Origin of the sequence: Streptomyces incanus, assembly GCF_042656345.1 — a bacterium.
Classification (GTDB): Bacteria; Actinomycetota; Actinomycetes; order Streptomycetales; family Streptomycetaceae; genus Streptomyces; species Streptomyces incanus.
On sequence record NZ_JBHSPC010000085.1, the window covers coordinates 22,649 to 48,210 of the forward strand.

The following is a 25,562-nucleotide window of genomic DNA, read 5'->3' on the forward strand; positions in this document are numbered from 1 at the left end:
TGGCGCCCTCGATCGCGAACACCCGTCCGATGCCAGAGTCCTTGCACTCGCCCCAGGGCTGGCCAACGACCTGCCCGCCGCCCTGGGTGACCTGGACCCAACCGGACTCGACGCGGCGCGCGGTGGTGATGGCCTCGTCCCTCTCACGCCGCGGGATGACCGCAAGCACCGAAGCGAAGACCTCACGCGCAACGCGCCAGGAATTCTCCACGCCGGCGAGGATCGTGGGCGCCTGGAAGAAGCCCTCAAGGTCTCTGGTCCCACTCGTACACCTCGCCGAGGTGCGCACGAGACCGGCCGGTATGTCGACCTGCTCAAAGAACTCGAGCCAGTGCGCGGTCGGCGCTTCACGAAGCTTGGGCGTTGAGCAGCTTGATGATCTGGGCACGGTGAGTGACGCGGTCACAGTTGGTGACGAAGTGGTGATCCTGTGCGTCGATCCCAACCACCTCGCACAGACGGCGCCACAGCGAGTCGTTGCCGCACGCGATCTGCAGCGGTGAGTCACCGCTCTCGAAGAGCCGTAGGGCGCAATCGACGGATGGCGATTGCCCTCGCCTACCGGGATCTGCCCGGCCACGGTGTAGTGAGTGCCTGGTAGGCGTGGACGCCGACGATGCTGGCCTGCAGGCTCGCGCGCACTGTCCGGGCCCGACCGTTCGAGCTCGTTCGAAGAGCGCGGCGAGGATGCCGAGGGCTCCGTTCATGCCGATGAGCAGGTCGCTGATCGGAACGCGGAGCTTGGTCGGCTCACCGCGGGGGCCGGTGATGCTCACCAGCCCGGCCTCGTCCTGGGCGCTCTGGTCGTAGCCGACCCGCTGGCTCTCCGGAGCGTCGTGCCCGAATCCGGTGAGCGAGCAGTCATCAGCTCGGGGTTGAGCGCACGCAACCGCTCCTCGCTGAATCCGAGCTGAGGGAGGACCCCTGGACGGAAGTTCTCGATGAGGAGATCTGCGACGCGAACCAGCGCCTCCAGGAACTGTCTCCCGTCTTCGCTCTTGAGGTCGGCGGTGACCGACTCCTGTTGCGGTTGCACGACAGGTAGTAGGCGGCGATCGGGTCATCGGCGTTGCCGATGAAGGGTGAGCCTCAACGCCGGGAGTCGTCGCCCTCGGGGCATTCGACCTTGATCACACGTGCCCCGAGGTCGGCAGGTATCACCATCGCCTGCGGCCCGGCCCGGCCCGGCTCAGGTCGACGACGACCCCCTCAAGCGACACCGCATGCGCGGTCACGTCATTCGTTGACCCACGTGACGACTTCGGAGAGGTCGGCGCGGTCGGTGCGGAACGAGTTGGCCGGATGGTCCCGGTCGGGATAGCCGAACGAGATGCCGCAAACAACCTGGCGGGTGTCTGGGATGCCCAAGTGGTCGTGGATGAAGTCGGCGTATTCCCCCAACGCCCCCTGGGCGATCGACGCGACACCGAGGGAAGCCGCGGCGGTCATGAAGTTGGCGACATACCCTCCGCAGTCGACAGCGCTGTAGGGACCGAGCGCTTCCTCGCAGGTAATGACCGCGAGGTGCGGAGCGTCGAAGAAGACGAAGTTGCGTCCGGTCTGACGGGCGTAGCCGACTTTGTCGCCGCGCTCTACGCCGACGGCGTTGTAGAGGCCGAAGCCACAGGCGCGGCGACGCTCCAGGTAGACACCGGCATACTCACGGGGGCCCGGGATGTCGCGGCGGTGCTCGGCTCCGGTGGCGGCGTGCTCCGATAGTGCTTTACGGAAGCGCTCGGTACCTTCGCCGGAGGTGAGATGTACCCCCCACGACTGCATGTTGTTCCACGAGGCGGTTTTCTGGGCGGTAGTCAGGATCTTCCGGATCGTCTCCTCGGGTACTGGCTGAGGCAGGAAAGCCCGGCAGCTGTACCGCTCCGACATGATTCGATCGAGGGCCTGGTGGTCAAGGGTGTCCGCAATGACAGGGCTCTGGTTTGGCACCTCTCGACTATGCGATACCGATCACAACCGAAACGACGGCTGGAACGTACGAAACCCAATCGAACTGTTGGACAGGGCATCCAGGATGGAGCGCTGCGGCATTGCCAGGTTGGTTGCGGGCTTGCCGGTACGGTGATCTTCGGGTTGGCCCGCCGGGTTCGGGGAGGGGCAGCATGGAGGCCGCGCCGCCGTCGTACCAGGGCTTCCGGTACCCGGCGGAGATCATCGCGCACGCGGTGTGGCTGTACCACCGCTTCCCACTCTCCTTCCGCGAGGTCGAGGAGCTGCTGCTCGCCCGCGGCGTGATCGTCTCCCACGAGACGGTCCGGCAATCGTGCGCCCGGGTTCGGGCCCGAGTACGCCGCCGGGCTGCGCTGCCGCCGGCCGCGGGCCGACGACGAGCGGCACCTCGACGAGGTCTTCGCGAAGATCAACGGGGTGCGGCACTACCTGTGGCGCGTGGTCGATCAGGACGGCAACGTGCTGGACATCCTCGTGCGGTTCCGGCGCGACGCGGCGGCCGCGAGGCGGTTCCCGGCCAAGCCGATGAAGAAGCAATGCCGAGGGATCAGGCGCAAATTCCGTGAGGACGCCTGTCAGGAGGGCGAGGGCTCAGAGTCGTCCCCTTTCCATCCGGTTTCGGGGAACTGCTCAAGCAGGGCAGAGAGGGAAGTTGCCTGGTGGATGGCGGACGACCAGTCCTGAGCGGAGACGTCGAGCAGGACCAGAAGCGGGGGTTCCTGCCGAAAGTCGTAGGTGAGCATTTCGCGGCTTCCGTCCCCGCCGACGACGACGCTCCCGGGGAAGCGTTTCTGGAAGTCGCCGGCCTCATTGACTTCGATGAGCTCCGCAATGGCATTGATCATCAGGAAGTCGTCCGCAGGGGGAACGAACCGGGCCATGCTCCCCTCCGTGGCCAGGAAGTGGCGGTAGTCCTCGGGAAATCGGACTCCGAAGCGGCGCTCCGCCTGCGCGATCTGGGCGTCGTTCGAACTCATGAGGCCGTTCTCTCAAGGCCGGTCATGCCTGGTGGCGGTGGCTGCCTCGAGCTGCGGTGCACAGGACCCGCTTCCGGGGGAGGGGAAGTTTCGCTCGTCCGAAAATCTGGCGTTTGATCATCTTGATGTGGTTGACCCGTCCTTCCACCGGACCGGAGTTCCAGCAAGTGGTCAGGCCCTGGACGACGGCCTCCCAGTCCTTTCCATTCGGTGAGGCACTCATCGGGGCCCGAGGACCATTCGCCAAGACGGACGACCGGCCTGGTCGAGGTAGGAGAATGATGCGGAGTATCGCCGGTTTGGCTGACCGGGGAACTCCGGCTATGTTCCGCGCCGCCTCGTGATGTGACATCTTCGACGGGGGGTGCTCGGGAGCCCTGTCGGACTCGGCTGTGAGCCCCTGGGGCTGCCTCCATTCCGAGCCGTGATGGATGGGCTCGGTGTGACCCCTGTGGGGCGCTTCTCGCCTGACGGGGTGTCAGGAAAGTCGGCAATGGGTCAGCGTGAGCCCTGCCAGAGGCTCGAAAATCTGGCAAAACATGCAGGTGGTTGAATCGTTCAACAATCGACGGCTGGCCCGGGAATGCAAACGTCTCTTATGCAAAGCGATTCCGAGTTTCCTTGTGCTGTCCGGCCCTGGGCGTGCGGCCCTACCAGTCCCCTCGCGTCTGCCGCCCGAAGCGGATGCCGCCCGGTTCGGGCGGTGGGGGAGTACCCGGTTTGAGGGGCCAGGCGAGCAGCATGCCCACGACGAAACCGACCACGTGGGCCGCGTACGCCACCGTCCCGGCGCCGGTGACGCCCGCGCCCGACGAGTAGACCGCCTGCAGCACGAACCACAGGCCCAGCACGATCCAGGCCGGCAGCCGCAGCGGCAGGAAGATCAGGAAGGGGACGAGGACCCAGACCCGGGCCCTCGGGTAGAGCACCAGGTAGGCGCCGAGGACGCCGGCGATGGCTCCCGAGGCGCCGATCAGAGGAGTGGTGGCGTCGGTGTTCGTGAGTGCGAATCCGTATGCGGCCGCGTAGCCGCATACCAGGTAGAACAGCAGGTACCGCAGGTGCCCCATCCGGTCCTCGACGTTGTTGCCGAAGATCTGCAGGGTGGGCATCGGTGCAGGTCATGGGCGTGATTGCGGAGCCCTGGGTCAGCAAGCGGCCAGCAAGCGGCGAGCGGGAGACCCCGCCTTGCCGATCACGGGGGTCCGCCAGCAGGACCAGGTCCGCTGGGCCACTCGTCCTCCGGAAGGTGTCACTCCTTGGCTCGTCGGCTCGCCCGCGGCATGGGCTCCTTCTTCAAGCTCTGTGGCTGATCCAGGCCCAGCCGTTGCCCGCACACCTGCACCATCCGGTTTCGTGACGCTCGGGGAAGACAGCGAGAGGAAACCGGGTGTCGGACCCAGGACGTGGCGGTCGAAAGGCTGACGGAGCTGTACGCCGACCGGAAGAAGACGTCTCCTTCGGTGGCGGAGGCGCGCCGGGAACCGGGGCAGCAGACGATAGAGGAGTACGTCCGGATGTGGTTGCCCCGGCAGCGCCAGACAACCGCGTACTCGACCGCGAAAAACCTGGCGAGCCACTTCAAGGTGCAGATCAACCCGGTGATCGGATCACGGAAGCCGAATGCGGTGACACCGACCGTGGTGGAGGACTTTCTCGATCATGGACCAGGTCGCCGAGGGCTACCAGGCCATGGACGAGCGCCGCGCGCTCAAGGCCCTCCTCACGCCGTGACCACCGGGGCCGGGCACCGCCCGGCCCGCCACTCATCAACAAGGACTCACCGTGACCACGTTCACTCTCGTCGGCGCGGGCCCCGGTCTCGGGCTCGCCGGCGCCCGCCGCTTCGGCGCCGCCGGCCACAAGGTCGCGCTGCTGTCCCGCAGCGCCGAACACCTCGGCCAACGCGTCGCGGAACTCACGGCCGACGGCGTCCAGGTTCGTGACTACACCGCCGACGTCCGGAACTGTGGAATGCGGCGCGAACCAGGCGTGACCGAGAGCGTGATGGCAGACTCTTCGACCGGGTGCGGGAGGCAGCGGCCTGCCGGGGGACGAATCCGCGGCATCGGCCCGTGAGAGCCGGATGCCGCCTTTCGCCCGTCCGGGGGTCCGGGTCAGTTCGGGGTCCCGGCTCCCAGCAGGCGCTCGGCGAGGGCCTCCGCCTCGCGGGTCTTCGGCGCGTTGAAGAACAGCACCCTGCCGACGATCGGGTCGCCGGTGTAGTAGCGCTCGTAGAGTGCCTGGCGGGCGGCGAACGGGCTGCAGGTCATGTCCCAGACCATCCGCATCACCTGGAGGCGGCGCTCGGCGCTGATCCCCGGGCCGTGGACGTACTTCTCGACGAGGTGACCGATCTCCTCGTGCCGTAGTTCGCCCTCGGTCATCACGATCGCGCCGCTGCCGGCGACCAGCCGGAGCACCTCGACCGCCTTGGCGATCGCGTGCGGGAAGAAGAACGTCAACGCCGCGATGCCGACCCGCGACTCCTCGCCCGGACAGCCGTGGCCGCGCTGCACCGACCCGGGGTCGCGACGCTCGCCGAGCCGGCGGCTCAGGTCGAGCGCGGCACCGTCGAGGACGCCCTCGGCGACGTTCAGCAGGCCCATGACCTCGCCGAGTTCCTCCTGGTAGCGCGGCGAGGCCGCCCGGCCCGTCGTCCGTGCCGCCACGGTGGCCAGGCCGGCCAGGAACTTCAGTTTGGCGGTGCTGCGCGCCGCGCCCTGGAGGGGGCCGTAGCCGACCGCGTTGCGCACCACGTTGTTGTAGGCGTCCAGGTCGCCGACAACGACGACCCGGTCTTGGGGAACGAAGACGTCGTCGAAGACGAGGATCGCGTCGCCCTCGTCGAAACGGCTGCTGAGCGGGGTGTCGAAGACGCCGTCCCCCCGGTCGTAGGCCTGCCGACAGACGATCTTGAGCCCGGGCGTGTCGAGCGGAAGCGTACAGACCAGGGCATAGTCCTCCTGTCCGGGCCTGCGCGGCACGTACGGACCGACGAAGACCTCGTCGGCCACCGGGGCGAGGGTGGAGAGCAGACGCGCGCCGCGGACCACGATGCCGTCCTCGCGGCGCTCCACGATCCGCACCGCCTCCGGCGGGGCGTCCCGCGTCGAGCGGTCGCTCTGCGGGTCCACCAGGGTGTGGGTCACCGCGAGGTCCTCCCGGCGCAGGCGTGCGAGGTAGTCGCCCATCCGGGCCGCCTCCTCGTGCTTGCCGACGTGCTCGAGGCTGCTTCTGACGTCGAGCAGGTAGGCGTTCATGAAGTCGGGGAGCCGACCCATCATGCCGTAGGTGAGTTCGGTCCTGAGCCGGTCACAGCGCTGCCGGGCCAGCACGTCCTCGTGGTTCCGCGCCTCGAGCAGGGTGGTGCTGTGCTGCTCCCCGGTCGCGGCGTCCCGCACCGTCAGGACGTCGGCGAACTCCGGGTCCGACTGGGCGTCGTAGAGTCCGGCGAGCGTCGCGAGCACGCCCTGGAAGGCGGGGTGGGCGGTGACGTCGTCGACCCGGTCACCGTTGACGTACAGGCTGCGCCCGTCCCTCAGACCCTCCAGATACGCGGCACCCGAACGAATTCCCATGTCGTCACTCCTTGCGGTGAGGCTTGGTGGGTGCGTCCGAGCCGGACGCGAGGTGGGTGGCCCGGCTCCCGTACGCCGGGGCAGGGGGACGGCTGGGCCGTCACGGCGACGGCCCGGCCGGGGGAGCGGAGGTCAGCGGCCGAGCAGGAAGTCGAGCTGGATCCGGTTGAAGGTCTCGGTCTGCTCGTACTGGGGCCAGTGGCCGGCGTTCTCGATGACCGCGAGCCGGCCGCGCGGGATCAGGTCCGCGATCCGGCGTCCCTCGTCCACCGGACCCGAGGGGTCCTTGGTCGTCCACACAACCAGCGCCTCGGCACGGATCGCGCGCAGATCGTCGTCACCGAGCATGTTGCGCCGCCGGGTCTCCAGGTCCTGCAGCGCCATGTTCATCCGGCAGGCCATCTTCCAGTCCGGCTGCTCGAAGATCGCCTGCCGGGTCCTGATCAGATCGTCGGTGACCATCGACGGGTCGGCCATCAGCCACTCCAGACGGGCCTTGACCCGCTCCCAGGAGGGGTCCTCGGCAGCCTGCGTCGACAGCGTCAGCAGCCGCTCCATCACCTTGGGGTTCGCCATCGTGCCCCCCATGGTGTTGAGCACGATCCGCTCGGTGCGCCCGGGGTGCAGCTGCGCGAACCGCGCGGTCACCCAGCCCCCCAGCGACTCCCCGCTGAAGTACGCGCTCTCATGCCCCAGCGCGTCCAGCACCCGGTTGACCTGGTCGAGGTAGTGCGGGATCTCCAGCGGGTGCTCGGGCTTGGTGGAGTAGCCGTGGCCGATGAAGTCGATCGCGTAGCAGTTGAAGTGCTCCGCGTGCGCGGCCAGGTTCCGCACGTACGCCTCGGCATGTCCGGTGATTCCGTGCAGCATCAGCAGCAACGGCTTGTCCGGGCTGCCCGACTGGAGGAACCGGGTCCGGTACGGGCCCGTCTCCAGGTACCCCTGCCGGAACTCGACCTGCGCCAGGTCGGACCACACGCTCGTGTACGCCATCTTCTTCTCCTTGGATCTCGGCCCGGCTCGGGCGGGTTCAGGCGGCGGCAGGGCCGGCCGTACGTTCGGCGAGGAATCCGAGCACCAGCCGGGTGAACTCCGCGGCCCGCTCGTGGGGCACCCACAGCCCGGTGCGCTTGAACAGGTGCAGCTGGGCGTCGGGGATCTGCTTGAGCAGGAAGAGGGCGTTGTCGAAGCCCTGCACCCGGTTCTCGGTGCCCCAGACGATCAGCGTCGGCACCTTGATCCGGCCCAGCTCCTGCCACAGCGGCTCGGCCGGCACACCCGCCGATTCGGCGCCGGCCCGGCGCTCCTCGCCGCCGGCGACCGATTCCTGGTACCGCTCCTCGACGAGTTCGTCGGTGACCAGCCCGGGGTCGAACATCATCATCCGCAGGTAGGCGCGCATCTTCTCCCGCGACGAGCCCTCGCCCGCGTAGTAGGAGCGGATCGCCTTCTGGCCTTCGGAGGGCATCGCGCTGAACAGCGGCACCCCGCCGGCGCTGGAGACCAGCACCAGCCGGTCCACGCGTTCGGCGTGGTGCAGGGCCATCGCGATCGCGACCGCGCCGCCGGTCGCGAGGCCGACCACGCTCGCCCGCTCAATGCCCAGCTCGGAGAGCATCGCGGCGAACACGTCGGCGTAGGGCCGGTACTTGCCGCCGGACAGCTCGATGGAGTCGGACCGGCCGTAGCCGGGCAGGTCGACAACCAGGACCCGGGCATGCCGGGACAGCTCGGCGAGATTCGTGCCGAAGTTGCCCCAGCCCGAGGCCCCGGGCGCCCCGCCGTGGACGCACAGCAGGACCTCCGGGCCGGTGCCCGCCTCGTGGTAGTGGATGCGGGCGCCGTCGACCGTGACGAACCGGGACGTGGACTCCCGGGTGAGCGGTTCGTGGGCGGGCTGCTTGTGGGTGCCGGTCGCCATCAGACCTTCACCGCCGCCGGCATCTCGCCGCCGAAGTAGTTCATGCCGTAGGCCTGGTACAGCGGGCCGGCGTAGTTCTGTACGTGGTGCAGGGCACTCTGGCAGTCCCGCCACATGCGCTGCATCGGGTTCTTCGTGTGCAGCTGGGAGCCGCCGCTGACCTTGAAGATCTCGTCGGCGGCCGCGGCCGCGCGGTGCGAGGCGGAGACCTGGTTGCGGCGGATCTCGGCACGCTCGGACAGAGTGAGCAGCCGTCCGGAGGAGACGATGTCGAACGCCCGGTCCATGTCGTGCAGGACGTGGCCGATGCTGGCGTCGATGTCGGCGGCCGCCGGAGCCAGCACGGAAAGCTGGAACGGGTCGCGGCTGGCGGAGCCGAACCGGCTGCTGCGTTCCCGGGTCCACTTGACGTACGCGGCCAGGGTGCCCTGGGCCAGCGCGATCGTCGCCGTGGTGACCGCGCCCGAGAAGACCACGTTGCGCGGCATCGAGTACAGCGGCGCGTCCCGGCCCGCGATCGACCCGGCGCTGCCGTCGGTGACCGGGTTGGTCCGGATCAGCCGGTGCTCCGGCACGAAGGCGTCCTTGACGACGATGTCCTTGCTGCCCGTGCCGCGCAGTCCGATGACGTCCCAGGACTCGTGCAGGATCTCGTAGTCGCTGCGCGGGATGACGAAGTGGATCGTCTCCCGGTCGGTGACGTTGCCCTCCTGGTCGGTGATCAGGCCGCCGATCATCACCCACTGGCAGTGGTCGGTGCCCGAGGAGAACGGCCAGCGGCCGTTGAAGACGTAGCCGCCCTCCACCGGCCGCGCCCGGCCCATCGGGGCGTACGGCGAGGCGATCCAGGTGTCGGGGTCCTCGCCCCAGATCTCGCGCTGCATCCGCGGGTCGCCCTGGGCGAGCTCGTGCGGGTGCACACCCACCACGCCGGTGACCCAGCCGGCCGCACCGTTGCGCTGGCCGATCTCGTAGGCGGTGCGCAAAAAGTCGGTCGGGTGGGACTCGAAGCCGCCGAAGTCACGGGGCTGGAGCATCCGGATCACACCGGACTCGCGCAGCACGTCAGCGACCTCGTCGCTGACCCGGCCGAGCTCCTCGGAGACGGGTCCGTCGCTCTCCAGCAGCTCGGCGTGCCGCATCACGCGGTCAAGCACGGCGTTCATGGCGCCTTCCTCTCTGGTGTGGCAGTCAGGTCAGTTGTGGCAGTCAGGTCAGTGGTGATCGACGGAGTGGTGGCCCCAGAAGTGCGCGGTGTCGTACCGCGTGGGCGTCCAGGTCTCGTCGTCGATCTTGATGCCGCCGGTGCCGAACTCGAGCCCCACGTCGGAGGGGGTCAGCAGGTAGAAGCTGGTCATCCGGTCGTTGCTGTGCCGGCCGAACGTCTTCAGCAGCCGGTGCGGCTCGTCCTCGATGTGCTCCATCGCCCGGCCGATCACGTCGAGGTCGGTGACCTCGAGCATGAAGTGGCCCACACCCAGCGGCCGGCTTCCCACCTTCGGGGTGAAGGCGAAGGAGTGATGGCGGGGGTTGCAGTGCAGAAACGTTGCTGCAAGGTCCGGGGCGAGGTCGATGTGGTCGGAGAGCCTGAAGCCCAGCACGTCGAGGAAGAGCGACTCGTAACGGGCACGGTCCGAGACCACCTGGAGTACGTGCCCCAGGCCCTCGCTCCCGGCGACGAACTCCGCGCCGATCGGGGAGGCGAACCGCGCCGAGGAGGTGCTCAGGCCCCAGAAGATCTCGTGGTCGTAGCAGTCGTCGGGGTCGCGGAACCGGATCAGGTCCGAGACCATCCGCTCCTTGGCCACCGCCTCGCCCGGCCGGGTCACCTCGTACCCGGCGGCGACCAGGCGCGCCTCCAGCTCGGCGAGCTCGGCGGGCCCCCTGGTCTCCCAGCCGACCGCGGTCACGCCGCCCCGTTCGCCGGGACGCACCTCGAGCCGGTAGCTCTTCTCGTCCACGCGGAACAGCAGGCGGTCGTCACCTCTGCGGTCGGCCATCAGCCCGAGCACCCGCTGACCGAAGTCCTGCCAGTGGTCGAGGTCGGTGGCCGCGAACTGTAGGTAACCCAGGGCGGTGACTCGGGTGGTCATGTCTCTCCTTGCGGTCGTTCTCTGTGCGTGTGGGGGCTCAGCCCAGCACACGATCCTGGCCGAACCGGATCTGGATCAGGTCGGCGACCTCGGCGGCCCGCTCGCGCACCTGCGCCCCCCACCGGGCGACGGTCCTGCCGTCGGCACCGGCCGGAGGGAAGGACATCCGGATAGCCAGTCGCGGAGTGCCGGCCATCGGCACCGCGACGGTGATCGAGCGGACGTCGTAGGTGCCGTCCGGGTCGAGGTCGGGTTCGTAGTAGTCGAGGCGGTCCAGGTGCATGCTGAGCACCTGGCGTCGGCGTCGCGGTGTCGGCTCGCCGTGGATGTAGCGGGTGACGTCCTGCCAGGTCTCCTGGTCCGGGGCGTGGCCGACCAGGCAGAGCGAATAACCCTGGGCGACGACCCGCTCCGCGAGCTCCCGGCAGCGCTTGCGCGACGCCTCGTCCTTGCGCGGCAGCCGGTCGAGCCAGCGGGCGAGGCCGGCCTCGTTCCCGGGGTCGAGATGGACCGCGCCGATGGGCGGCAGGTGCGGCAGCCGCAGGCCGATCTCGAAGTAGGTGGGCGTCACCGAGCCGCGCTCGGTACCGATCACCACGTCGTGGTCGCCGACCAGCGCGAGCAGCGAGACATCGGCCGACTCCTCGGCGGCCAGGGCGGCCAACGGCTCCATCGCCGCCTCGCTGAGCCGGGCGGCCCGGATCAGGTCGTTGTCGGCGGGCACCAGGAACGACGACGGGGCGAAGCCGCCGAACCCGCCCTGGAAGAAGAGCAGCGGTGACGTCGGACGCTGCACCTCCAGCGTACGGACCTCGCCGAGCACGATGTAGTGGTCGCCGGCGTCGACGAGCCGGTGGTAGGAGCAGTCGATCCAGGCGACCGACTCCTCGAGGATCGGCGCACCGGACGGCGCCGGCCGCCACTGCACCCCGTCGAACGACTCCGGACCGCGCCAGCCGGTGACGAGGTCGGCCTGGTCGGCGGCGAGCACGTTCACGCAGAACGTGTCCGCCTCCCGCAGCCGGGCGAAGGTGCGCGAGTTGCGGTCCGGCATGAACGCGACGAGCGGCGGGTCGAGCGAGACGGAGTTGAAGGTGCCCACCACCATCCCGATGTGCTCGCCGCTGTCGAGGGTCGCGGTGATCAGGGCCACCCCGGTGGGGTAGTGACCGAGGGCCTCGCGGAACGTGTGCGGGTCGATCGCGGTCAGGGCCGCGCCTGTGGTCGGTTCAGACATCGCGGATCAGCCTGTAGACCTGGCTGCGCAGTTCGGCGAACCGCGGCAGCGCCTTGGTGGAGACCTGCTCGCGCGGGGCGGGCAGGTCGACGGTGAGGAGACTGCGGATCCCGGCCGGCTTGCCGCCGAGGGCGAGGACCCGGTCGGAGAGATAGACCGCCTCGTCGATGTCGTGGGTGACCAGGAGCACCGTGATGCCGAGGTGCTCGCGCACCCGCAGCAGCAGGTCCTCCAGGTCGGCCCGGGTCTGAGCGTCGACCGAGGCGAACGGCTCGTCCATCACCACGACGGCCGGCCGGTAGGCCAGCGCCCGCGCGATCGCGACCCGCTGCTGCATACCGCCGGACAGCTGCCAGGGGTAGTGGCCGGTGAAGTCGGAGAGACCGACCTCGGCCAGCGCCTCCCGGGCCGTCTTCTCCCGCTCGGCCTTCTCCAGGCCCGCCGAGCGCAGCGGCAGCACCACGTTGTCGAGGACACTGAGCCACGGCATCAGCGAGCGGCTGTAGTCCTGGAAGACGATGGCCAGCCCGCGCGGCGGCGCCTCGATCCGCTCGCCGTCGAAGAGCACCTCGCCCTCGCCGGGGCGGCGCAGCCCGGTCAGGCACTCCAAGAGCGTGGTCTTGCCGACGCCGGAGGGGCCGACGATGCACATCAGCTCGCCGCGGCCGACCTCGAAGTCCAGTCCCTCGAGGACCTGGCGTTCGCCGTAGCTGTGGCCCAGCCCGCGGATCCGCATGATCGGGCCGGAGGCGGCGGCGCCGTCCGGCTCGCCCTTGCTCAGGGTGGTCTGCGTCTTCATCGCTGGTCCTCCTTCTGCTTGGTGTAGCCGCGGTGCCAGGCCAGCACCCAGGCCTCGACGAGGCCGAACGCCTTGTTCGCCGCGTAGCCGATCAGGCCGAGGACGATCAGGCCGGTCCACATCGCGACGATGTCGAACGTGCGCTGCGAGTTGAGGACGAAGTAGCCCAGCCCGCCCGGACTGCCGACCATCTCGGTGAGCACCATCGCCACCACCGACATCGACAGCGCCACCCGGGCGCCGGCGAAGATCTGCGGCATGGCGGCGGGGACGATGAGGTAGCGGATCCGGTGCCAGGTGCTGAGCCGGTAGCCGGCCGCGACCTGGTGCAGCACCGGGTCGACGGAACGGACGCCCTCGACCGTGTTCAGCAGGATCGGCCAGGTGGAGACGAAGGCGATGGTGATCACCTTCATGTCGTCGTCGGTGCCGAGCAGCAGCATCATGATCGGCAGCAGCGCCACGCTGGGCAGCGCGCGCATGAACTCCACCAGCGGCCGGGTCGCGTCCTCCAGCGCCGGCACGGACCCGAGGACCAGGCCGAGCACCACGGCGACGGCGAACCCGACGCCGAACCCGGTGACCAGCCGGATCACGCTGGGCAGCGCGTCCTCGACGAGGTGCTCGAAGAACCACAGGTCGACGAAGCGGTCGGTGATCTCGGCGAGCGGGGGCCAGTAGATCGAGGTGTTGCCGGCACTGAGCCACCACCAGGCGGCGACCAGGAGCACCGGGAGCCACAGTTCCCGTGCGACGGCGGAGACGACGCGCAGCGGCCTGCTCATGCCGCACCTCCCTTGCGGACCGAGGTGTGCCACCACAGCACGCGGCGCTGGAGCAGCACGAAGATCAGGTTGAGCACCAGGCCGAGGATCGCCGCGGTGAACGAGTAGACGAACGCTCGGTGGGTGTCGTTGATCTGCATCGCCTGCAGCAGCAGGTAACCCAGTCCGTCGGAGCCACCGAGGAACTCCGAGCTGATCGCCATCAGCAGCGAGATCGTCGCGGCGATCCGCAGGCCGACGAAGACGAACGGCAGCATCGACGGGGCGATCAGGTAGCGCAGCCGGTGCCACCGGGTGAGGTGGTAGGCCCGCCCCACCCGCCGCAGCTGTGGCGGAATCTCGCCGACGGCGTACGAGGTCTGGATGATGACCGGCCAGACCGCGGACACCACGATGAGGATCAGGCCGAGGCTGCGGGTCGCGCCGAACAGCAGCAGGAACAGCGGCAGCAGCGCGATCGCGGGCACCGTCCGGCCGAAGTCCAGGATCAGCTGGGTGCTGCGCCGGGCGTGTTCGTTGGCTCCGGTCAGCAGACCGATGGGCAGGCCGATCAGGAGGGCCAGGCCCAGCCCCAGCAGGGCGGTCTCGACCGAGGTGGCGATGTTCGACCAGTAGACGGACGTGCCGGCCAGGTCGACCGCGGACTCCAGGCTCTCCAGCGGCGTGGGGAAGCCGCTGGAGGATCCCGGTCCGCGGGCGAACAGATGCCAGACGACGAGCGCGACCAGGATCGCCAGGAGCCTGTTGACCAGGCGCCGGACGCCGGGTGGCGCCGCTCGGAGGGTGGTACGGGTCACGGCAGGATCAGCTTCTCTGCGTCCGGGGCGGCCTTCTCGAACATGTCGTACTTGTCCATGTACTGGACCGAGAACTCGATGTCGTCCTTGGTCAGCGGCTTCTCGGAGTAGACGGGGAAGGCCGCCTTCTCCAGCAGCGCGGCGTCCGCCTTGAGGACGTCGGCGGCGGTCTTCACCAGCAGGTCCCGGTCGCCGTTGACGGCCTTGTTGCCCTCGCGCACCGCCTCCGCGAACGCCTTCACCTTGTCCTTGTTGGCGTCGGCGAAGGCCCGGGTGGTGACCCAGACGTACGCCGATCCGCCGCCGCCGGAGTTCACCGGGCCGAGCGGGTGCAGCTCGCCCTTGGCGCGCTCCACGGTGCCCACCGGCTCGGGCGTGGTGGTCGCGTCGACCTGGCCGGACTTCAGGGCGGCCAGCGGGTCCGGGGACTCGACGAACTTGATGGTGGAGCTGTCGCCGCCGGCCTCGTCGACCGATCCGCGCAGGTCGACCCAGGGCGCGCTCTTGATCTGCGGCACGCCGACGGTCTTGCCGGTCAGGTCGGCCAGCGACTTGATCGGGGAGTTCTTCTTGACCCACACGTTGGCGAAGCTGAAGTCCTCCTGTCCCTTTGGAATGCCCCCGTCGGTGGCCGCGGCGACGTAGACCAGGTCGACGCCCTGACCGGCGGCGACCAGCGAGGTGGCCATGTCGACCAGAGCGAGGTCCACCTTGCCGCCGAGCAGCTGCGGGACCATCTCGGTGGACGTCTTCGCCGTGCTGATCTCGACCTCCAGGCCGTGCTTCTCGAACACGCCCTCCTCGTCCGCGGCGAAGGCCGGAACGCCGTTGAGCGAGGCGAAGACGGCGAGATCGAGCGGCCCGTCGGCCGACGCGTTCGAGCCGGAGCCGTCGGAGGAACAGGCGGTACAAAAGGCCAGCGCCGCGACGGCGGTCGCGGCGACAGCGCGAAAACGAGTGGAAGCCATGAGGGTCCAGTCCTTCTGTCGTGCCCGGGAGTGCGGCTCGTTCGGAGGTTTCGTCTGTGGCGGGCATGACGACAGTCGCAAAACGGGGCCCTCGAGTGGCCCGATCCCTCATCAATCGGAATTTGGACCCGGCGCTCGAGGAAACCTCGACGGAACGCAGGGCGTCGCGTACGTTCCGTATACACCTAACGTTCTGGCTGAAAATGGTTGGCCGACGAGCAATACCGGTCGCAGGCGGGATGGAGTCGAGATGAGTGGGATCAACGGCAAGCGCGGCGTGCTGGCGAGGGCCTTCGACATCCTCGGCTGCTTCACCGGCGGCGAGCCCGAGCGCTCGGTCGCCGACATCTGCGCGGTGACCAACCTGCCGCCGGCGACCGTGCACCGTATGCTGGCCACCCTCTCCGAGCACGGCGCGATCGAGCGGACCGGCCGCGGCCGCTACCGGCTCGGCCCGCGCCTGTGGCGGCTCGGCCACGGTGTCCCGGACATCCGGCTGCTGCGCGACTGCGCCCGCCCGGCCCTGGTCGACCTGCACGCGAGTACGCGGCTGCCGGTCGCCCTGGTGACCCGCGACGGCGACCGGCTGCACATCATCGACAAGATCGCCGGACGCAGTACCGTCCGAGTCTGGGAGCAGTTCGGGTTGCCGACGCTGGACGAGCACCCCGCCGGTCTGGTCCTCCTGGCCTGGGGACGGGACCCGGACCACCGGCCGACGTCGCGCCCGTTGCGCAGCGAGGAACAGTTCGCCTGGCGGCAGACGCTCGCCCAGGTGCGGCAGAACGGCTTCGCGTACTCTCCCACCGGCACGCAACACACTTCCCCGCTGGTCTGGGCGGCCGCTCCCGTCTTCGCCGAGGACCAGACGGTCGGCACCTGCGTGATGATCGGCGGGCGCCGGGGCCAGCACCCGCCGGTGTCGCTGGGCCGCCAGGCCCGAATGACCGCCCGGGAAATCTCCGCCGGCCTGCGCGGCCGCGACGAGGACACCACGCCCGGCAGGACGCACGCCTGACGGGGCGCCCCCCGCCGCGGAGGCCACCCGGGCGAACGGCCTCCTCGGCAGGTGAGCCGGGGTGAGCCGCCGACGCGAGCGGCGGGCCCCGACGCCGTAGTGCTCGGCGCACCGCGGCGGAGGTGCTGCCCGGTGAGCCGGAAGTCGTGGCCCCGCACGTTGACGCGCCGGCCATGCGCTGCACCGGCGCCGGGCCGGCCGGCACGCGCACGCGTGACCTGCCTCGCCGGCAGCCGGGCCCCTCGTCGCACCCCGCTCACCAACTCGCTTTCCGCTGGATGCGAGCCACGGACCGCTTGGCACCCCGTCCTCCGAGACTGGTCACCGAGGGCCGCCGGGCGGCCCGCAGGCCCACCACCGAGAGGACAGCCGTGAGCGTCGCCTCCCCCGTGCCGCAGCAGGTCGGCGCGACCGCGCAACTGGTCGACTTCGTCTGCGGACGGGACCGCCGCACCGAGCCCGTCACCCGCGCTGCCCTGCGCGGCCTGACGGTCGACACCGTCGGGGTCGCCGTCGCCGGACTCACCACCCCGGCGGCCGTGCTGGTGCGCGACTGGGTCGAGGACCAGGCACCCTCCGACGCCGTCGCGCCGGCCGGGACGGCAGCCGTGTGGGGCTCCTCGATCAGGCTCGGGCCTGCCGACGCCGCCCTGGTCAACGGCACCGCCGCGCACGCCCTGGACTGGGACGACGCCGCTCCCTCGATGGCGATGCACCCCGCCGCCGTCCTGCTGCCGACACTCTTCGCGCTCGCCGCCCGCCGTCCGGTGACCGGAGCCGAACTCGACGCCGCCTACAGCGTCGGCTCCGCCGTCTTCCGCGCGGTCTCCGAGGCACTCCCGCACGCCGTCCACTACGGCCGGGGCTGGCACAACACCTCCACCACCGGACGACTGGCCGCCACCGCCGCAGCCTGCCGACTGCTCGACCTGGACGGCGGTGTGACCGCCCATGCCCTGGGCATCGCCGCATCCCAGGCGGCCGGAAGCCTGGCGAACTTCGGCACGATGACCAAGCCGATGCACGCCGGCCTGGCAGCCCGGGACGCCGTGATGGCCGTAGGGCTGGCCGGTCGCGGCTTCACCGCCAACCCCGCCCAGCTGGAGGCGCGCGGCGGCTTCCTCGACCTCTTCGGCGACCACGACCCACAGCGCACGGCGGTCCTGGGCGAGCGGCTGGAACACTGGGCGACCGGCTGGGTCGACGACTACGCGATCAAGGCCTACCCCTCCTGCTTCGCCACCCAGCGCGCGATCGACGCGGGACTCTCCCTGCGCGAGGAACTGGGCGCCGACGTCGACAGGATCTCGCGGATCGCGGTGACCCTCGAACACGGTGGCACCCGGCCACTGCGGGACACCGCTCCGGGCAACGGACTCGAGGCCAAGTTCTCCCTGGAATACACCCTCGCCGTCGCCCTGCTGACCGGGGACGTACTGCTCAGCGACTTCACCGACGAGGCCCTGGAGCGGCAGGGCGTCGCCGAGCTGATGGACCGGATCGAACTCACCGAGCGGCCGCCGGCCGAGGAGCCGGGCCACACCGTCGTCCGGCTGCACACGGATGACGGCCGGCTCCTGGTCCGCGATGTCCACCACTCCCGCGGCGACTCGCACCGGCCGCTCTCGCACGCCGAGCTGGCGGCCAAGTTCCACCAGTGCGTGGGACGGGGACCCGCGAACGAGTCCTGGTTCGACGCGCTCCACACCGTCCCGGACGCCGACGAACCGCAGGACCTGCAGACACTCCTCGCCGGCCCGTTCGCACGTGGCTGACCCGGCCTCCGGCCTCCCCTTCGGCCGCGACGCGCGTCGCGCCGTACCCGACACCAGGAGAAATCCGATCATGACCGACACCTTCACCGAGGAAGCGACCAGCCGCTTCGTGGAATTGCCGAGCGGGCGCGTCCACTACCACGAGTACGGCGAGGGGCACCCGCTCGTCCTGCTGCACGGCTCCGGCCCCGGCGCGACCGGCTGGAGCAACTTCGCGGCGAACATCCGCGAGTTGGGCAAGCGGTTCCGCTGCCTGGCCGTCGACATGCCCGGCTGGGGCAAGTCCGACCCGGTCGGTTACGACAACCGGGACCACGCCGCGACCGCGCTGGAGTTCCTCGACGCGCTGGAGATAGAGAAGGCGGCGTTCATTGGCAACTCGATGGGCGGCGCCACCTCGGTCATGGTCGCCGCGACCCATCAGGAGCGGACCAGCCACCTGGTCACCATGGGCGCCGGGGTCGGCGGCGCCCACCTCTTCGTGCCCGGAGGCGGGCCGAGTGAGGGCGTGAAGGTGCTGCAGCGGACCTACCGCGAGCCCACCGAGGAGAACTTCCGTGACCTGGTCGACGTGATGACCTTCGACCCGGCGCACGCCTCGGAGGAACTGGTCCGCCAGCGCCACCGGGCCGCGGCCGAGCGTCCGGACCACCTCGCCAACTTCGCCGACGGGATCGGCCGGCCGCGCCCGCACATGGCCACCCACGCCCAGATCGCTGGCATCACCGCACCGTCACTGTTCTTCCACGGCCGTGACGACCGGGTCGTGCACTACGAGAGCTCGCTGAAGCTGGTCTCGCTGGTGCCCCGCTCCCGGATGGTGCTGCTGGCCGGCTGCGGCCACTGGGCCCAGCTCGAGCACGCCGACGAGTTCAACCGCACTGTCACCGACTTCCTTCTCCACAACTGAGGAAGAAAGGGCTTCTGCCATGCACGAGGTACACGAGCGGATCCTGGCCCGCGCCGAGGAGATCGCCGCCGAGGCCGCGCCCAGCGACGAGCTGGGCCGGCTGACCGACAGGGCCGCTGAGGTGCTCCGTTCCAGCGGCGTCATCCGGATGCTCCAGCCGGCCGAGTTCGGCGGCCACGAGGCCGGTCCGGTCGACTTCTTCCGCACCCTGCGTGACATCGGCGTCCACTCCTCCTCCGCGGGCTGGGTGGCCGGCGTGGTCGGCGTCCACGCCTTCGAGGTGGCCCAGATGGACATCGCCCTGCAGAAGGAGATCTGGGGAGAGGACCCGGACACCTGGATCGCCTCGCCGTACGCCCCGCTGGGGCGCGCGACCCCGGTCGAGGGCGGGTTCCGGTTCAGCGGCTGCTGGCCGTTCTCCTCGGGCACCGACCACTGCCGGTGGATCATCCTCGGCGGCCTGATCGTGGATGAGGACGGCAAGCCGGTCCCGGGCGGACTGCGCCACTTCGTCCTTCCCCGGAAGGACTACGAGATCGTCCAGGACTCCTGGGACGTCGTCGGGCTGCGCGGCACCGGCAGCAAGGACATCGTGATCGAGGACAAATTCATCCCGGAGCACCGGATCCTCGACCCGGTCCCGATGGAGGACGGCGGCCTGGCCCACAAGGTCGGCCGCGGAGACTCGCCGCTGTACCGGATGCCGTTCCACCCGATGTTCACCGCGGGCATCACCACCGCCACGGTCGCGATGGCGCAGGGCGCCCTTGCGGCGTTCATCGCCTCGATGCGGGGCCGGGTCACCGCACGCGGGGTGAAGACCGCCAACGACCCGCACCAGCTCGCCGTGCTAGGCCGGGCGATCTCCGACCTGGAGGCCGGTGAGGTCCAGCTCTTCGACGACATCGAGCGGATGTGGGAGCAGGCGCGGCGCGACGAGCGGTTCTCGCCCGAGGAACGGCTGAGGGTCCGCCGCAACCAGGTCCGCATCGCCCGTCGCGCGGTCAATGTCGTCGACGAGCTGTTCCTGCACGCCGGCGGTACGGCGCTGCGCAGCGACTCCACGCTGCAGCGGTGCTGGCGCGACCTCCACGCCGCGATGAACCACGCCAGCAACAACGCCGACCCGATCTACCAGGCCTACGGTCTGAACACCTACGGACACCCGCTGCCGGCGTCGGTGCTCTTCTGAGTAACCCGCAGGACCCGGCCCTGCCGCCCGGGACGACGAAGCCGCCCGCGGCAGCGCCGCGGGGAGTCCGCGCAGCCGGTGGCGGGCGTGAGCACGCGGCCCGGTCACGGCTCAGGACCGGGTGGCGGACGCCGCGTCCCTGCCCGAACGCAGGACCCGGGACAGCCCGAGGGCGGCCGTCCGCACGGCGGGGGCCAGCTGGGCGGGGTGGAAGCGGGCGCGGGGCACGGCCACCGACAGGGCGGCCACCGCCGTTGGGCCGTCGAAGACGGGCGAGGCTATGCAGTTCACGCCCAGGGCTGCCTCCTGCTCCTCGTAGGCGAGGCCGGACACCTGGATCTGTTCGACGGCGGTACGCAGTCGTGCCGGGTCGGTGATCGAGTGGGGGGTCAGCCGGGGCAACGGCTCCGCCAGTACCTCCTCGGTCAGCTCGGTCCCGGAGAACGCCAGCAGGGCCTTGCCCACCCCGGTGCACGTCAAGGGGAGCCGTCCGCCGATGCGGGAAGGCAGCGACAGGGCGTCGTGACCGTGAATGCGCTCGACGTAGATCACGTCGTGTCCTTCCCGCACTCCGAGGTGGACGGTCTCACGCGTGGCCTCGAAGAGGTCCTGGAGGAAGGGCAGCGCAGTCTCCCGGAGGTCGTGCCGACGCGGTACCAGCGACCCCAGTTCGAAGAGCTTGCCGCCGAGCCGGTAGGTCTCGGCGTCGCGTTCGAGCAGTCCGAGGCGCACCAGGTCGGCACAGAGGCGGTACACGGTGGACTTGGGGAGGCCGGTACGAGCAGAGAATTCCGTCAGACGGAACACTTCCCGATCCGGATTGAAGCAATTGAGGAGGAGAACCGCCTTGTCAAGCATGTTTCCTTGCGCGCTGTTCCGTGACATGGAACGAATTTTGCCACGGCTCGATCCGCACGCCTATACCTGTGGTGCGCGAACGCGACACCCGCGTCCCGTCCGGCGAACCCTTCACCACCACGTCCGTCCCTTCTCGGAGGTAGCTCGCATGCCCGTTCCGCACCGCACTCTCACCCACCAGGACAGGAGGCACACATGAGCGCCCCCGGGTCCGCCGGTACCGTGACCGAGGCGGCGGCCGTCCTGGACGAGGCCGCCCGCACGGGCGTGCCCTGCCCGCCGGTCCGCTCGCTCCTGCCCGAGGCGGACGTCGAGGCCGCCTACGCCGTGCAGCGCCTGTACGTCGACCGAGCCGTCGCCGAGGGCCGCCGACCGGTGGGCCGCAAGATCGGTCTGACGTCACCCGCCGTCCAGCGTCAGCTCGGCGTCGACCGGCCCGACTTCGGCGCGCTGTTCGCCGACATGGCGGTGCCCGAGGGAGAGCCGATCGCGGCCGGCCGGCTGCTGCAGCCGAAGGTCGAGGCCGAGGTCGCCCTGGTACTGGGCGCGGATCTGCCGCACCGGGACCCGACCGTCGCCGACCTGCTGCGGGCCACCGCTTTCGCCCTGCCTGCGCTGGAAATCGTCGACAGCCGTATCGCCGGCTGGGACATCACCATCGTCGACACCATCGCCGACAACGCCTCCTGCGGCCTGTTCGTCCTCGGCGGCACTCCCGTGCCGCTCGACCGCGTCGACCTGCGCGGCGTGCGAATGACGCTGACGAAGAACGGCGAGACGGTCTCGCGGGGCACCGGCGCCGACTGCCTGGGCAGCCCGCTCACCGCCGCCCTCTGGCTCGCCTCCGCTCTCGCCGGCCTGGGCGACCCGCTGCGCGCCGGAGACATCGTCCTGACCGGCGCACTCGGACCCATGGCGGTCGCTACCGAGGGCGACGAGTTCTCGGCGCACATCGAAGGACTCGGCACGGTCGGAGCCGTGTTCGCGTCCGCCACCGCGGAAGGAGCGGGAGCATGACCACGAAGGTCGCCGTCATCGGGTCGGGCAACATCGGAACCGACCTCATGATCAAGATCCTGCGGCTCTCCGACTCCCTGGAGATCGCCGCCATGGCCGGTATCGACCCCGGCTCCGACGGCCTGGCCCGTGCACGCCGGCTGAAGGTCGCCACCACCCACGAGGGTGTGGACGGCCTGGTGAAGATGGACGAGTTCGCCGAGGTGTCGACCGTCTTCGACGCCACCTCCGCCGGCGCGCACCGCCGCCACGACGAGGTACTGCGCTCGCTGGGCCGTACCGTCGTGGATCTCACCCCCGCCGCGCTCGGCCCGTACGTCGTGCCACCGGTCAACGGTGACGCCCACCTCGACGCACCCAACGTCAACATGGTCACCTGCGGTGGCCAGGCCACCATCCCCGTGGTCGCCGCCGTCGCCGCCGTGACGCCGGTGCATTACGGGGAGATCGTCGCCTCGATCTCCTCGCGTTCGGCAGGTCCCGGCACCCGGGCCAACATCGACGAGTTCACCGAGACCACCTCCGCCGCCATCGAGAAGGTCGGCGGCGCCGCCCGGGGCAAGGCCATCATCGTCCTCAACCCGGCCGAGCCCCCGCTGATCATGCGGGACACCGTGCACTGCCTGGTCGGCGACTGCGACGACGCCGCGGTGGCCGCCTCGGTGGAGGAGATGGCCGCCCGCGTCCAAGCCTACGTCCCCGGTTACCGCCTCAAGCAGAAGGTCCAGTTCGACCGCGTCGCCGACGACGACCCGCTGCGCTCCCTGCTTCCGGCCGGCTCCCGGTCCGGCCGGGCCGCGAAGGTGTCCGTCTTCCTCGAAGTGGAGGGCGCCGCCCACTACCTGCCCGCCTACGCCGGAAACCTCGACATCATGACCTCGGCCGCCCTGCGCACCGCCGAACGCATGGCCGCACACCGCACCCCGGAGGTGGCATCCCGATGACCAAGCCCCCCAAGAAGCCCTCCCTGTACGTGCAGGACGTCACCCTGCGGGACGGCATGCACGCCGTCCGCCACCGCTACACCGTCGACCAGGCCCGCACCATCGCCGCCACCCTGGACGCCTCCGGCGTCGCCGCGGTCGAGATCGCCCACGGCGACGGCCTGTCCGGCTCCAGCATCACCTACGGCGTCGGCGCCCACACCGACTGGGAGTGGATCGAGGCCGTCTGCGACGCTGTGACCCACGCGGTGCCCACCACCCTCCTGCTGCCCGGCATCGGGACCCTGCACGACCTGAAGCAGGCCCACTCCCTCGGCATCCGCTCGGTGCGCGTGGCCACTCACTGCACCGAGGCCGACATCTCCGCGCAGCACATCGCCGCCGCCCGCGAGCTGGGCATGGACGTGGCCGGATTCCTGATGATGTCCCACATGGCCGAGCCCGCCGAACTGGCCCGCCAGGCCAAGCTGATGGAGTCCTACGGCGCCCACGCGGTGTACGTCACCGACTCCGGCGGACGGCTCACCATGGACGGCGTCCGCGTCCGCGTCCGCGCCTACCGCGACGTCCTCGACCCGGCGACCGGGCTGGGCATCCACGCCCACCACAACCTCGGCCTGGGCGTGGCCAACTCGGTCGTGGCCGTCGAGAACGGCGTCACCCGCGTCGACGCCTCCCTGGCCGGGCAAGGTGCCGGGGCAGGCAACTGCCCGCTGGAGGCGTTCATCGCCGTCGCCGACCTGATGGGCTGGGGCCACGGCTGCGACCTGTTCCCGCTGATGGACGCCGCCGATGACCTCGTCCGCCCCCTGCAGGACCGCGAGGTCCGTGTCGACCGGGAGACCCTCACCCTCGGCTACGCCGGCGTCTACTCCAGCTTCCTGCGCCATGCCGAGGCCGCCGCCCACCGTTACGGCCTCGACACCCGCGCGATCCTGGTGGAGGTCGGGCGCCGGGGGATGGTCGGCGGCCAGGAGGACATGATCACCGACATCGCCCTCGACCTCGCGGCGTCTCGCCCCGTCGGCTGACCAGGAGCGACCGGTGCCGGGCCCCGTTGGCACCTGGCGGGGCCGGTCCCACCGCCGATGCTCCTGTCGCCTGTCAAGCGGCTTGAAGCCAGTTGGGGATCCTCTGGAACCACCTTGACGCGGCCAAGATCGCCGCGATCCCGGCTTTGCAGACCAGGGCGAACCGCTGACAGCCAGCGTTTGGGGCGTCGGTTGGTTGAGCCCGCTTCTTTGAGCTGCACTGATCTTCGTGGTTCTCCTTACGCCTGGGTTACGCCTTCCAGGCGTAAGGAGAACCACGAGCAGTGCCAGCACCCCGTAAATACCCCGATGAACTCCGCGAGCGTGCCGTCCGCGAGGTCCGCTCGACGGGACGCCCGGTTGCCCACGTCGCCCGCGAGCTCGGCATCCACAAGGAGGCTCTGCGGTCCTGGGTCCGCCAGGCCGAGGCCGACGCCGGCGAGCGCGACGACCGCCTCACCAGTGCTGAACGCGACGAGCTGAAGGAACTCCGCAAGGAGAACGCCGAGTTGAGGCGGGCCAACGAGATCCTCAAGGCCGCCAGCGTGTTTTTTGCCCAGGAGATCGACCGTCCCCGGACGAGGCCGAGCTGGGGGTGCCCCCTCTGGGGGAGTGATCGACCATCTGCGCGACAAGGGCCTCGGGGTCGATCCCGTCTGCCGGGTGCTGGACCTGTCCCCGTCGACGTACTTCGCCTGTAAGACGCGGCCGAAGTCGGCCCGCCGCCTGCGGGACGAGGAGCTGATTCCGCTGGTCACAGCGGTGTGGGAGGACTCCGGCCGCACCTACGACGCCCGCCGCGTCACCCGCGCACTGGCCCGCGCGGGGCACCGTGTCGCGCGGTGCACCGTCGAGCGGCTGATGCGCCAGGTCGGCATCGAGGGCTTCATCCGCGGACAGCGCCGCCGCACCACGATCCACGAGCCGGCCGCCCCGCGCCCGCCGGACCTGGTCAACCGCCGGTTCGCCGCCGAGCGGCCGAACCAGCTGTGGCTGGCCGACCTGACCTACATCCGCACATGGTCGGGCTGGGTCTACGTCGCCTTCGTCCTGGACGCGTACTCCCGCCGGATCGTGGGCCGGCAGGTCGCGAATCACATGCGTACGGACCTGCCGCTAGACGCGCTGGAGATGGCGCTGTGGCGGCAGAAGATCAAGAAAGACGCCGACCTCATTCATCACAGCGACCGCGGGCAATACGTGTCCATTCGGTATACGGAGCGTCTCGCCGAGGTCGGCGCCTCGGCGTCGGTCGGCTCCGTCGCGGACTCGTACGACAATGCGATGGCCGAGGCCCTGAACGGCACGTTCAAGGCCGAATTGATCGACCATCAGGGTCCGTGGCGGGACTTCGACGAGGTCGAGCGGGCCGTCTTCCAGTGGGTCGCGTGGTACAACGGTGAACGGCTCCACTCCGCCCTCGGCTACGTGCCCCCCGACGAGTACGAACAGGCGTACTGGACGAGACAGGAGCAAGTCCCGCAGACCGCTTGATCACACGATCGCGGACTCCACGAAACTCGGGGCAGCTCAGTTCCGCCTGGGCCGTCTCCGGTGGGTCATGGAGACGTCGATGCTGAAGATTCTGGCCGAGAAGCACCGGTCGAGCCGACGCCCCCCACCTCCAACGCCCTACGGAGAGCTTCGAGCCTGACGCCGGCAGCGTCGCCATCACCAAGACATCTCACGGAGGG

The 25,562-nt window shown here is 70.0% G+C and carries 21 protein-coding genes and 7 pseudogenes; 11 read left to right on the plus strand and 17 right to left on the minus strand.

Annotated features, from left to right (window positions below; all coding sequences use genetic code 11):
• Positions 1–112 precede the first annotated feature (112 nt).
• The 4 genes and pseudogenes from ACFP2V_RS25770 to ACFP2V_RS25785 form a co-directional block, all read right to left on the minus strand.
• Positions 113–406, minus strand: a pseudogene (locus tag ACFP2V_RS25770) (aldehyde dehydrogenase family protein); the annotation flags it as partial.
• Positions 348–1,036: pseudogene (locus ACFP2V_RS25775) on the minus strand (CoA transferase). The pseudogenes ACFP2V_RS25775 and ACFP2V_RS25770, both read right to left, overlap by 59 nt.
• A 53-nt stretch (positions 1,037–1,089) precedes the next feature.
• Positions 1,090–1,167 (minus strand): annotated as a pseudogene (locus tag ACFP2V_RS25780) (CoA transferase); the annotation flags it as partial.
• Positions 1,168–1,236: 69 nt separating this feature from the next.
• Positions 1,237–1,944 carry a nitroreductase gene (locus ACFP2V_RS25785; protein ID WP_248843980.1) on the minus strand — a complete coding sequence of 236 codons (708 nt, stop codon included), beginning with the start codon at positions 1,942–1,944 and terminating at the stop codon, positions 1,237–1,239.
• Positions 1,945–2,117: 173 nt separating this feature from the next.
• Here ACFP2V_RS25785 and ACFP2V_RS25790 point away from each other — a divergent pair.
• A pseudogene (locus tag ACFP2V_RS25790) lies at positions 2,118–2,499 on the plus strand (IS6 family transposase); the annotation flags it as partial.
• Positions 2,500–2,540: 41 nt separating this feature from the next.
• Here ACFP2V_RS25790 and ACFP2V_RS25795 read toward each other — a convergent pair.
• Both ACFP2V_RS25795 and ACFP2V_RS25800 read right to left on the minus strand, forming a co-directional pair.
• Positions 2,541–2,942: an SMI1/KNR4 family protein gene (locus ACFP2V_RS25795; protein ID WP_055626775.1), complete on the minus strand. Its 402-nt coding sequence runs from the start codon at positions 2,940–2,942 to the stop codon at positions 2,541–2,543.
• A gap of 650 nt (positions 2,943–3,592) precedes the next feature.
• Positions 3,593–4,045 (minus strand): annotated as a pseudogene (locus tag ACFP2V_RS25800) (rhomboid family intramembrane serine protease); the annotation flags it as partial.
• A 360-nt stretch (positions 4,046–4,405) separates the two neighbouring features.
• On the opposite strand from ACFP2V_RS25800, the pseudogene ACFP2V_RS25805 reads away from it, so the two are divergent.
• Together ACFP2V_RS25805 and ACFP2V_RS25810 are read left to right on the plus strand one after the other, a co-directional pair.
• Positions 4,406–4,591: pseudogene (locus ACFP2V_RS25805) on the plus strand (tyrosine-type recombinase/integrase); the annotation flags it as partial.
• A gap of 136 nt (positions 4,592–4,727) precedes the next feature.
• Positions 4,728–4,904: pseudogene (locus ACFP2V_RS25810) on the plus strand (SDR family NAD(P)-dependent oxidoreductase); the annotation flags it as partial.
• A 155-nt stretch (positions 4,905–5,059) separates the two neighbouring features.
• On the opposite strand, the gene ACFP2V_RS25815 reads toward ACFP2V_RS25810, so the two are convergent.
• From ACFP2V_RS25815 to ACFP2V_RS25860, 10 genes are all read right to left on the minus strand, one after another.
• Positions 5,060–6,523, minus strand: coding sequence for a 4-hydroxyphenylacetate 3-hydroxylase family protein (locus ACFP2V_RS25815; RefSeq protein ID WP_381217161.1), 1,464 nt, complete (start codon positions 6,521–6,523; stop codon positions 5,060–5,062).
• 132 nt (positions 6,524–6,655) lie between these two features.
• Complete coding sequence (locus ACFP2V_RS25820; protein WP_381217164.1) at positions 6,656–7,516, minus strand: alpha/beta fold hydrolase; 861 nt, start codon at positions 7,514–7,516, stop codon at positions 6,656–6,658.
• A gap of 37 nt (positions 7,517–7,553) precedes the next feature.
• Positions 7,554–8,444 carry an alpha/beta fold hydrolase gene (locus tag ACFP2V_RS25825; RefSeq protein ID WP_381217167.1) on the minus strand — a complete coding sequence of 297 codons (891 nt, stop codon included), beginning with the start codon at positions 8,442–8,444 and terminating at the stop codon, positions 7,554–7,556.
• Entirely contained in the window at positions 8,444–9,610 is a 1,167-nt protein-coding gene (locus ACFP2V_RS25830) for an acyl-CoA dehydrogenase family protein (protein ID WP_381217170.1), read from the minus strand. The genes ACFP2V_RS25825 and ACFP2V_RS25830 overlap by 1 nt, the downstream gene beginning before the upstream one ends.
• Positions 9,611–9,658: 48 nt before the next feature.
• Complete coding sequence (locus ACFP2V_RS25835) at positions 9,659–10,537, minus strand: VOC family protein (protein ID WP_381217173.1); 879 nt, start codon at positions 10,535–10,537, stop codon at positions 9,659–9,661.
• Between the two features lie 37 nt (positions 10,538–10,574).
• Complete coding sequence (locus ACFP2V_RS25840) at positions 10,575–11,774, minus strand: flavin reductase family protein (protein WP_381217177.1); 1,200 nt, start codon at positions 11,772–11,774, stop codon at positions 10,575–10,577.
• On the minus strand, positions 11,767–12,573 hold the full coding sequence (locus ACFP2V_RS25845; protein WP_381217180.1) for an ABC transporter ATP-binding protein: 807 nt from the start codon (positions 12,571–12,573) through the stop codon (positions 11,767–11,769). Before ACFP2V_RS25845 ends, ACFP2V_RS25840 begins: the two co-directional genes overlap by 8 nt.
• Positions 12,570–13,358, minus strand: a complete 789-nt coding sequence (locus ACFP2V_RS25850) for an ABC transporter permease (RefSeq protein WP_055626764.1) — start codon at positions 13,356–13,358, stop codon at positions 12,570–12,572. The genes ACFP2V_RS25845 and ACFP2V_RS25850 overlap by 4 nt, the downstream gene beginning before the upstream one ends.
• Positions 13,355–14,155 carry an ABC transporter permease gene (locus tag ACFP2V_RS25855; RefSeq protein WP_055626763.1) on the minus strand — a complete coding sequence of 267 codons (801 nt, stop codon included), beginning with the start codon at positions 14,153–14,155 and terminating at the stop codon, positions 13,355–13,357. Before ACFP2V_RS25855 ends, ACFP2V_RS25850 begins: the two co-directional genes overlap by 4 nt.
• A complete protein-coding gene (locus tag ACFP2V_RS25860; RefSeq protein ID WP_381217184.1) occupies positions 14,152–15,123 on the minus strand; it encodes an ABC transporter substrate-binding protein in 972 nt (323 codons plus the stop codon). Before ACFP2V_RS25860 ends, ACFP2V_RS25855 begins: the two co-directional genes overlap by 4 nt.
• Positions 15,124–15,373: 250 nt before the next feature.
• Here ACFP2V_RS25860 and ACFP2V_RS25865 point away from each other — a divergent pair, with 250 nt between their 5' ends.
• The 4 genes from ACFP2V_RS25865 to ACFP2V_RS25880 all read left to right on the plus strand — a co-directional run bounded on the left by ACFP2V_RS25865 (position 15,374) and on the right by ACFP2V_RS25880 (position 20,018).
• Entirely contained in the window at positions 15,374–16,141 is a 768-nt protein-coding gene (locus ACFP2V_RS25865; RefSeq protein WP_381217187.1) for an IclR family transcriptional regulator, read from the plus strand.
• 371 nt (positions 16,142–16,512) lie between these two features.
• On the plus strand, positions 16,513–17,916 hold the full coding sequence (locus ACFP2V_RS25870; protein ID WP_381217190.1) for an MmgE/PrpD family protein: 1,404 nt from the start codon (positions 16,513–16,515) through the stop codon (positions 17,914–17,916).
• A gap of 70 nt (positions 17,917–17,986) precedes the next feature.
• The gene (locus ACFP2V_RS25875) at positions 17,987–18,826 is read left to right on the plus strand and encodes an alpha/beta fold hydrolase (RefSeq protein WP_381217193.1); all 840 of its coding nucleotides are present in this window, start codon (positions 17,987–17,989) and stop codon (positions 18,824–18,826) included.
• A gap of 19 nt (positions 18,827–18,845) precedes the next feature.
• Positions 18,846–20,018, plus strand: coding sequence for an acyl-CoA dehydrogenase family protein (locus tag ACFP2V_RS25880; RefSeq protein ID WP_381217196.1), 1,173 nt, complete (start codon positions 18,846–18,848; stop codon positions 20,016–20,018).
• 111 nt (positions 20,019–20,129) lie between these two features.
• On the opposite strand, the gene ACFP2V_RS25885 is transcribed toward ACFP2V_RS25880, so the two are convergent.
• Positions 20,130–20,876, minus strand: coding sequence for an IclR family transcriptional regulator (locus ACFP2V_RS25885; protein ID WP_381217199.1), 747 nt, complete (start codon positions 20,874–20,876; stop codon positions 20,130–20,132).
• 195 nt (positions 20,877–21,071) lie between these two features.
• On the opposite strand from ACFP2V_RS25885, the gene mhpD reads away from it, so the two are divergent.
• The 4 genes from mhpD (at position 21,072) to ACFP2V_RS25905 (ending at position 25,362) form a co-directional block, all read left to right on the plus strand.
• The gene (gene mhpD / locus ACFP2V_RS25890) at positions 21,072–21,893 is read left to right on the plus strand and encodes a 2-keto-4-pentenoate hydratase (RefSeq protein WP_381217202.1); all 822 of its coding nucleotides are present in this window, start codon (positions 21,072–21,074) and stop codon (positions 21,891–21,893) included.
• Positions 21,890–22,837 carry an acetaldehyde dehydrogenase (acetylating) gene (locus ACFP2V_RS25895; protein ID WP_381217205.1) on the plus strand — a complete coding sequence of 316 codons (948 nt, stop codon included), beginning with the start codon at positions 21,890–21,892 and terminating at the stop codon, positions 22,835–22,837. The genes mhpD and ACFP2V_RS25895 overlap by 4 nt, the downstream gene beginning before the upstream one ends.
• On the plus strand, positions 22,834–23,868 hold the full coding sequence (gene dmpG, locus ACFP2V_RS25900) for a 4-hydroxy-2-oxovalerate aldolase (protein WP_381217208.1): 1,035 nt from the start codon (positions 22,834–22,836) through the stop codon (positions 23,866–23,868). The genes ACFP2V_RS25895 and dmpG overlap by 4 nt, the downstream gene beginning before the upstream one ends.
• 284 nt (positions 23,869–24,152) lie before the next feature.
• Positions 24,153–25,362 (plus strand): IS3 family transposase gene (locus ACFP2V_RS25905; protein ID WP_381217211.1). Its coding sequence is split into 2 segments (ribosomal slippage): positions 24,153–24,424 and positions 24,423–25,362, totalling 1,212 coding nucleotides; the frame shifts between segments, so codons are not numbered across the junction.
• Positions 25,363–25,562 lie beyond the last annotated feature (200 nt).

Excerpts from the sequence above, each read along its gene's own strand:
- ACFP2V_RS25895 (WP_381217205.1), top strand. The coding sequence starts at position 21,890 with ATGACCACGAAGGTCGCCGTCATCGGGTCGGGCAACATCGGAACCGAC.
- ACFP2V_RS25835 (WP_381217173.1), bottom strand. The coding sequence starts at position 10,537 with ATGACCACCCGAGTCACCGCCCTGGGTTACCTACAGTTCGCGGCCACC.
- ACFP2V_RS25885 (WP_381217199.1), bottom strand. The coding sequence starts at position 20,876 with ATGCTTGACAAGGCGGTTCTCCTCCTCAATTGCTTCAATCCGGATCGG.
- ACFP2V_RS25865 (WP_381217187.1), top strand. The coding sequence starts at position 15,374 with ATGAGTGGGATCAACGGCAAGCGCGGCGTGCTGGCGAGGGCCTTCGAC.
- ACFP2V_RS25840 (WP_381217177.1), bottom strand. The coding sequence starts at position 11,774 with ATGTCTGAACCGACCACAGGCGCGGCCCTGACCGCGATCGACCCGCAC.
- ACFP2V_RS25815 (WP_381217161.1), bottom strand. The coding sequence starts at position 6,523 with ATGGGAATTCGTTCGGGTGCCGCGTATCTGGAGGGTCTGAGGGACGGG.
- ACFP2V_RS25845 (WP_381217180.1), bottom strand. The coding sequence starts at position 12,573 with ATGAAGACGCAGACCACCCTGAGCAAGGGCGAGCCGGACGGCGCCGCC.
- ACFP2V_RS25830 (WP_381217170.1), bottom strand. The coding sequence starts at position 9,610 with ATGAACGCCGTGCTTGACCGCGTGATGCGGCACGCCGAGCTGCTGGAG.
- ACFP2V_RS25875 (WP_381217193.1), top strand. The coding sequence starts at position 17,987 with ATGACCGACACCTTCACCGAGGAAGCGACCAGCCGCTTCGTGGAATTG.
- ACFP2V_RS25820 (WP_381217164.1), bottom strand. The coding sequence starts at position 7,516 with ATGGCGTACACGAGCGTGTGGTCCGACCTGGCGCAGGTCGAGTTCCGG.
- dmpG (WP_381217208.1), top strand. The coding sequence starts at position 22,834 with ATGACCAAGCCCCCCAAGAAGCCCTCCCTGTACGTGCAGGACGTCACC.
- mhpD (WP_381217202.1), top strand. The coding sequence starts at position 21,072 with ATGAGCGCCCCCGGGTCCGCCGGTACCGTGACCGAGGCGGCGGCCGTC.
- ACFP2V_RS25795 (WP_055626775.1), bottom strand. The coding sequence starts at position 2,942 with ATGAGTTCGAACGACGCCCAGATCGCGCAGGCGGAGCGCCGCTTCGGA.
- ACFP2V_RS25825 (WP_381217167.1), bottom strand. The coding sequence starts at position 8,444 with ATGGCGACCGGCACCCACAAGCAGCCCGCCCACGAACCGCTCACCCGG.
- ACFP2V_RS25860 (WP_381217184.1), bottom strand. The coding sequence starts at position 15,123 with ATGGCTTCCACTCGTTTTCGCGCTGTCGCCGCGACCGCCGTCGCGGCG.
- ACFP2V_RS25850 (WP_055626764.1), bottom strand. The coding sequence starts at position 13,358 with ATGAGCAGGCCGCTGCGCGTCGTCTCCGCCGTCGCACGGGAACTGTGG.
- ACFP2V_RS25880 (WP_381217196.1), top strand. The coding sequence starts at position 18,846 with ATGCACGAGGTACACGAGCGGATCCTGGCCCGCGCCGAGGAGATCGCC.